Source organism: Dickeya sp. Secpp 1600 (genome assembly GCF_003049805.1).
Classification (GTDB): domain Bacteria; phylum Pseudomonadota; class Gammaproteobacteria; order Enterobacterales; family Enterobacteriaceae; genus Dickeya; species Dickeya fangzhongdai.
Genome location: NZ_CP023484.1, coordinates 5101934 through 5108113, shown reverse-complemented (window position 1 = coordinate 5108113; position 6180 = coordinate 5101934). Strand labels below are relative to the sequence as shown.

The window sequence follows — 6180 nt, the reverse complement described above, 5'->3', positions numbered from 1 at the left end:
CGCCGGGGTGCGCCACGCGGAAAGCGGCTTTACCGTGACGATCCCGATCCTGGGATCGCTAGCGGGACGGCGGATCATAACCTAAACCACGCCAGAGATCTCCCCTTTCCACACAGTTTTGATCCTTTTTATCCACAGGCTCTTCTTATAGTATGCGCCAACTCCGGCTTTCCATACGGGCCGTCCGTGCGGTTACCCACAACCCGCCTGTAGATCCCAAAAAGGTCTTAAGCATAAACGTAATCGGGACGATCAGCGGTGATGCGGATCATGATCCCGCCGACAGGATCGCAGGCGGATCCTTGCGCTTTGTCGCAGAGTCCGTATAATTCCCGGCCTGCGCGTAGCGCCTGTTTTCTGTGCTGAGCGGACAGTTTTTGTGCTTAGCAGACGAAAAGTCCGGGACAACCGGAAAGTTTCAGGCGGGTAAAACGCGGATGTTAATTGACTCGGGACTGTACAATTATTACAATCCCGCCTCTTTATTATGCGATAGAGGCGTCGGTCACTTTTCACGCCGAGTAGCCAAACGCGTTTACTGTGAAGTCTTAAATCAAGTTTAGGTAGAAATCGCCATGAAACGCACTTTCCAACCGTCCGTATTGAAGCGTAACCGTAGCCACGGTTTCCGTGCTCGTATGGCCACTAAAAATGGTCGTCAGGTTCTGGCCCGCCGTCGTGCGAAAGGCCGTACTCGTCTGACTGTTTCCAAGTAATAAAAGCTAACCCTTCGAGTGGTTACGCTCGCTTTTCCCAGGGAGTTACGTCTGTTAACTCCCAGCCATTTCTCTTTCGTCTTCCAGCAGCCACAACGGGCCGGTACGCCGCAGATCACCATCCTCGGTCGCCCAAATACGCTGGGGCACCCTCGTATTGGTCTTACCGTCGCAAAAAAGCACGTCAGACGGGCTCACGAACGCAACCGCATCAAGCGCCTGACGCGTGAAAGTTTTCGTTTGCACCAGCACGAACTGCCCGCGATGGACTTTGTCGTCATCGCCAAAAAAGGGGTGTCTGAACTGGATAACCGTACGCTAACGGAAGCGTTGGAAAAATTATGGCGCCGTCACTGTCGTTTGGCTCACGCCTGCTGATTGGCCTGATACGCGGGTATCAACGCTTTATCAGTCCGCTACTTGGACCGCACTGCCGCTTTCAGCCGTCGTGCTCCCAATATGGCATTGAAGCAATACGCCGGTTCGGCATGATAAAAGGCAGTTGGTTGACGCTTAAACGCGTATTAAAATGCCACCCTTTGAACCCTGGTGGTGATGATCCCGTACCGCCAAAACCCGACAATAACAGAGAACACTAACGATGGATTCGCAACGCAATCTTCTTCTCATCGCTCTGCTATTCGTAACGTTCATGATCTGGCAGCAGTGGGAAACGGACAAAAATCCACCCGCGGCGACCCAGACCACGCAACAGGCGAATGGCGCTGTAGGCGATGCAGCCAACCAGGGCGTACCTGCCAGCGGTACGGGTAAACTGATCACCGTTAAAACCGACGTGTTGTCGCTGAACATCAACACTCGCGGCGGCGACATTGAAGAAGCCGACCTGCTGGCCTACCCGGCAGAGCTGGGTTCCAACCAGCCGTTCAAACTGCTGGAAACCACCCCGGCCTTTACTTATCAGGCGCAGAGCGGCCTGACCGGCAAAAACGGCCCGGACAACCCGGCCAACGGTTCACGCCCGCTGTACACCGCGCCGGCGGATCGCTTTGAACTGGCCGACGGCCAGAATGAACTGCGGATTCCGTTGACCTACACCGACGCCAACGGCGTTAGCTTCACCAAAACTTTCGTGCTGAAACGCGGCGAATACGCGCTGAACGTGGAATACGGCGTCAATAACGCCAGCGCCCAGCCGCTGGAGCTGACCCTGTTCGGCCAGTTGAAACAGTCTATTGATTTGCCGTCGCACCGCGACACCGGCAGCAATAACTTCGCCCTTCACACCTACCGCGGCGCGGCGTTCTCTTCCAGCGACGACAAATATCGCAAATACAGTTTCAGCGATATGAAAGAGAACCTGAATATCAACACGCAGGGCGGTTGGGTCGCCATGCTGCAGCAGTACTTCGCTACCGCCTGGGTACCGGCGGCTGCGGGTAATAACACGTTCTACAGCGCCAACCTGGGCAATGGCTTAGCCGCCATCGGCTTTAAGGCCACGCCGGTTATCGTACAGCCGGGCAGCCAGCAGAGCCTGAACGCCACCCTGTGGGTCGGCCCGGAAATTCAGGATAAGATGGCGACGGTCGCGCCGCATCTGGACCTGACCGTGGATTACGGCTGGCTGTGGTTCATCTCCCAGCCGCTGTTCAAACTGCTGAAGTTCCTGCACGGCTTTATCGGCAACTGGGGCTTCTCGATCATCGCCATCACCTTTATCGTGCGCGGCATCATGTACCCGCTGACCAAAGCGCAGTACACCTCGATGGCGAAAATGCGCATGCTGCAGCCGAAACTGCAGGCGATGCGCGAGCGTATCGGCGACGATAAACAGCGCATGAGTCAGGAAATGATGGCGCTGTACAAGGCTGAGAAAGTGAATCCGCTGGGCGGCTGCTTCCCGCTGCTGATCCAGATGCCGATCTTCCTGGCGTTGTACTACATGCTGATGGGCTCGGTGGAGCTGCGTCACGCGCCGTTCGCGCTGTGGATTCATGACCTGTCGGCGCAGGACCCGTACTACGTGCTGCCGATCCTGATGGGTCTGACCATGTTCTTCATTCAGAAGATGTCGCCGACTACCGTTACCGACCCGATGCAGCAGAAGATCATGACCTACATGCCGGTGATCTTCACCGTGTTCTTCCTGTGGTTCCCGTCGGGCCTGGTGCTGTACTATATCGTCAGCAACCTGGTGACCATCGCCCAGCAGCAGCTGATTTATCGCGGGCTGGAAAAACGCGGCCTGCATAGCCGCGAGAAGAAATAACCGGTTGATTGCCCAATCAATCTCACTATAAGGCGGTCACTGACCGCCTTATTTTTTATATAAATACGATCCCATAACAGCGCCTGAAAGCAGGCGAGAATGTAGAGAGAACACCATGAGCCATACCGACACCATCGTTGCCCAAGCCACCCCGCCGGGACGCGGCGGCGTAGGTATTCTGCGCATCTCCGGCCGGCAAGCCTCGGCAGTCGCACAGGCGGTACTGGGCAAGCTGCCCAAACCGCGTTACGCCGATTATCTGCCTTTCCATGACGCCGACGGTAGCGTGCTCGACCAGGGGATTGCCCTGTGGTTTCCCGGTCCGAACTCCTTTACCGGCGAAGACGTGCTGGAGCTGCAGGGGCACGGCGGCCCGGTGATTCTCGATCTGCTGCTCAGACGAGTAGTGGCGCTGCCTGACGTGCGCATCGCCCGTCCCGGCGAATTCTCCGAACGGGCGTTTCTGAACGACAAGCTGGACTTGGCGCAGGCCGAGGCGATTGCCGACCTGATCGACGCCAGTTCCGAGCAGGCGGCCCGCTCCGCCGTCAACTCGCTGCAGGGCGTGTTTTCTACCCGTATCCACCAATTAGTGGAAGCACTCACTCACCTGCGAATCTATGTGGAAGCCGCAATTGATTTTCCCGATGAAGAAATCGACTTCCTCTCCGACGGCAAAATCGAAGCCATGCTCAACGACGTGATCGGCGATCTGGGGGCGGTACGCGCCGAAGCGCGTCAGGGCAGCCTGCTGCGCGAAGGCATGAAAGTGGTGATAGCCGGCCGGCCGAATGCCGGTAAATCCAGCCTGTTGAATGCACTGGCCGGGCGCGACGCCGCCATCGTCACCGATATCGCCGGCACCACCCGCGATGTGCTGCGCGAACATATTCACATCGACGGCATGCCGCTGCATATCATCGACACCGCCGGGCTGCGCGACGCCAGCGATGAGGTGGAACGCATCGGCATTGAGCGCGCCTGGCAGGAAATCGAACAGGCGGACCGGGTGTTGTTCATGGTGGACGGCACCACCACCGACGCGGTGGAACCGGCGGCTATCTGGCCGGAATTTATGGCGAGATTACCGAAAACATTGCCCATTACCGTGGTGCGCAACAAAGCGGATGTCACCGGCGAACCATTGGGCATTGAAGATGTGAATACTTACTCACTTATCCGCCTCTCCGCCCGCACCGGCAATGGCGTAGACCTGTTGCGCGACCATCTTAAGCAAAGCATGGGTTTTACCAGCAACACCGAAGGGGGCTTTCTGGCCCGCCGCCGCCACTTACAGGCACTGGAGCAAGCGGCGCAGCACCTGCAACAAGGGCACGAACAACTGGTCGGCGCCTACGCCGGCGAACTACTGGCCGAAGAACTGCGGCTGGCCCAGCAGGCGTTGAGCGAAATCACCGGCGAATTCACCTCCGATGACCTGCTGGGACGGATTTTTTCCAGTTTTTGTATTGGGAAATAACGCTGAGTCTGTACACGCTCCAAACCGGCGGCACCCATCGGATGCTTGCCGGTGAATCAGGCCTGACTCTGCGCTGAATTGATCATCGCCTCACCAAGATGACCATTCAGATAAAGAATGACGCTGTCGGTATCCTGTCCAAAAAAGGAGGGATGCGCGATTTTTGCCGTATGTAAGTAGTCTTTATCCCTGATCAGCGCGTGCAATATCTCCGGTAGTTTCGCCGCATTTTTCTGATGAACGCTAAGCGTGATCCTGCTGCTGGAGGGCTCCGCGTCACTGGTGTCGTTCCGCCTGAACATAATAAAATCATGCGCCGCCTGGGGGTTATTCTGTAAATACCCTTTCATCAGGTCTTTACCTATCGGCCCGGTGTGCTGTGGAAAAACACCGACGCCGCCGGTGCCGTCCAGCCTAGCTTTACTTTCGCCGGAAGACCCCATCATATTTTCTACCGCGCTGAAGAAGCCCTTGGCTTTAGTGGCCAATTCAACGTTGATTTTGGCGCCCTACGCCGCGCTAATACGGTATGTCTTACCATTCACTTCCAGAGAACCGTGATCCAGTAGCTTTCTGACATCGACCGATGACGACTGCAACTGCTGCGTACTTAAAAAAGCGTGCTCATTTTTCACCTGCACCGTTGGTTCATCTAGCCGATGAGTAGCGAAGGCTGAAAAAGAGTTCCTTTGCAGGAAGGCATATGGTGACGTTTTAGGACAACCGGAAAACGCGTTATCGTTGCTGTCGCTACGGTGAAGAGGGCGTACGGGTGTCCTGAAACGCCTTGCGCCACTCGCCGGGCGTCACGTTGAACTGGCGGCGGAAGTGCTGGCGCAAGGATGTGGCGGTACCGAAGCCGACCTGCTCCGCAATGGCGTCGATCGACAGCGTAGTGGACTCCAGCAGCGTCTGGCTTTGTTGCAGGCGCTCCGCCATCAGCCACTCGCCGACTGACATGCCGGTGGCCTTGTGAAACTGTCGGGTGAACGTGCGGCGGCTCATTAGCGTCCGACGCGCCAGTTCATCAAGGTGATGGGGCTGGTCGAGGCGGCTTCTCAGGTAGTCCAGCAGCGCGTTGATTCTGGCATCCTGCGTGGATACCGGCACCGGCCGCTCGATGAACTGCGCCTGGCCGCCTTCCCGATGCGGGGGGATCACTATTCTTCTGGCGACTTTGTTGGCGATCGCGCTGCCGTGGTACTTCCTGACCAGATGCAGGCAACAATCCAGCCCGGCTGCCGTGCCCGCCGAGGTAATCAGCCGCTCGTCCTCCACGTACAACGCATGAGTATCCAGATGGACATCGGGAAAACGCTGCTGAAAATCCTGCGCGAACTCCCAGTGCGTCGCCGCCTTGCGCTGCGTAAGCAGCCCGGCCCACGCCAGCACATAGGTGCCCAGGCACAATCCGACCAGCAGGCTGCCGCGCGCATAGGCCGCCGCCAACGCCGCCAGCAGTGCCGGGTTCGGCATCTCCTGCGGGTTACGCCAGTAGGGCACCACGACGATATCGGCCTCCGCCAGCGCGTCCAGCCCGAACGGGGTATCAACCTGCAACCCCTGTGCGGAACGCAGCACGCCCTCTTCGCCGGCGCAAATTCGCAGCCTGAACAGCGGCTGCCCCGGCAGCACATCGCCGAAAATCATGCAGGGCACCGATAAATGAAACGGGCTGAACTGATTGCAGGCCACCACCGCGACCGACGGAATACGCATGCTCACGTCTCGTTCCTCCCGCTTCGTCATCA

Annotated in this window: 7 protein-coding genes; 5 read left to right on the top strand and 2 right to left on the bottom strand. The window is 57.6% G+C overall.

Annotated features, from left to right (window positions below):
* The first annotated feature begins 575 nt into the window (after positions 1-575).
* The 5 genes from rpmH (at position 576) to mnmE (ending at position 4429) form a co-directional block, all read left to right on the top strand.
* Positions 576-716 carry a 50S ribosomal protein L34 gene (rpmH, locus tag CPA59_RS22780; RefSeq protein WP_004093983.1) on the top strand — a complete coding sequence of 47 codons (141 nt, stop codon included), beginning with the start codon at positions 576-578 and terminating at the stop codon, positions 714-716.
* A gap of 18 nt (positions 717-734) precedes the next feature.
* Complete coding sequence (rnpA, locus tag CPA59_RS22775; protein ID WP_013320101.1) at positions 735-1094, top strand: ribonuclease P protein component; 360 nt, start codon at positions 735-737, stop codon at positions 1092-1094.
* Entirely contained in the window at positions 1058-1315 is a 258-nt protein-coding gene (gene yidD, locus CPA59_RS22770; RefSeq protein WP_013320102.1) for a membrane protein insertion efficiency factor YidD, read from the top strand. Before rnpA ends, yidD begins: the two co-directional genes overlap by 37 nt.
* Before the next feature lie 2 nt (positions 1316-1317).
* Positions 1318-2949: a membrane protein insertase YidC gene (gene yidC / locus CPA59_RS22765; protein WP_038920702.1), complete on the top strand. Its 1632-nt coding sequence runs from the start codon at positions 1318-1320 to the stop codon at positions 2947-2949.
* Between the two features lie 115 nt (positions 2950-3064).
* Positions 3065-4429 carry a tRNA uridine-5-carboxymethylaminomethyl(34) synthesis GTPase MnmE gene (gene mnmE / locus CPA59_RS22760; RefSeq protein WP_039691971.1) on the top strand — a complete coding sequence of 455 codons (1365 nt, stop codon included), beginning with the start codon at positions 3065-3067 and terminating at the stop codon, positions 4427-4429.
* A gap of 56 nt (positions 4430-4485) precedes the next feature.
* On the opposite strand, the gene CPA59_RS22755 is transcribed toward mnmE, so the two are convergent.
* Together CPA59_RS22755 and CPA59_RS22750 are read right to left on the bottom strand one after the other, a co-directional pair.
* The gene (locus tag CPA59_RS22755; protein ID WP_107760744.1) at positions 4486-4917 is read right to left on the bottom strand and encodes a T3SS effector HopA1 family protein; all 432 of its coding nucleotides are present in this window, start codon (positions 4915-4917) and stop codon (positions 4486-4488) included.
* A 262-nt stretch (positions 4918-5179) separates the two neighbouring features.
* Positions 5180-6154 (bottom strand): GlxA family transcriptional regulator, encoded by a 975-nt coding sequence (locus CPA59_RS22750; protein WP_107760937.1) that lies wholly within the window; start codon positions 6152-6154, stop codon positions 5180-5182.
* Between the last annotated feature and the right edge of the window lie 26 nt (positions 6155-6180).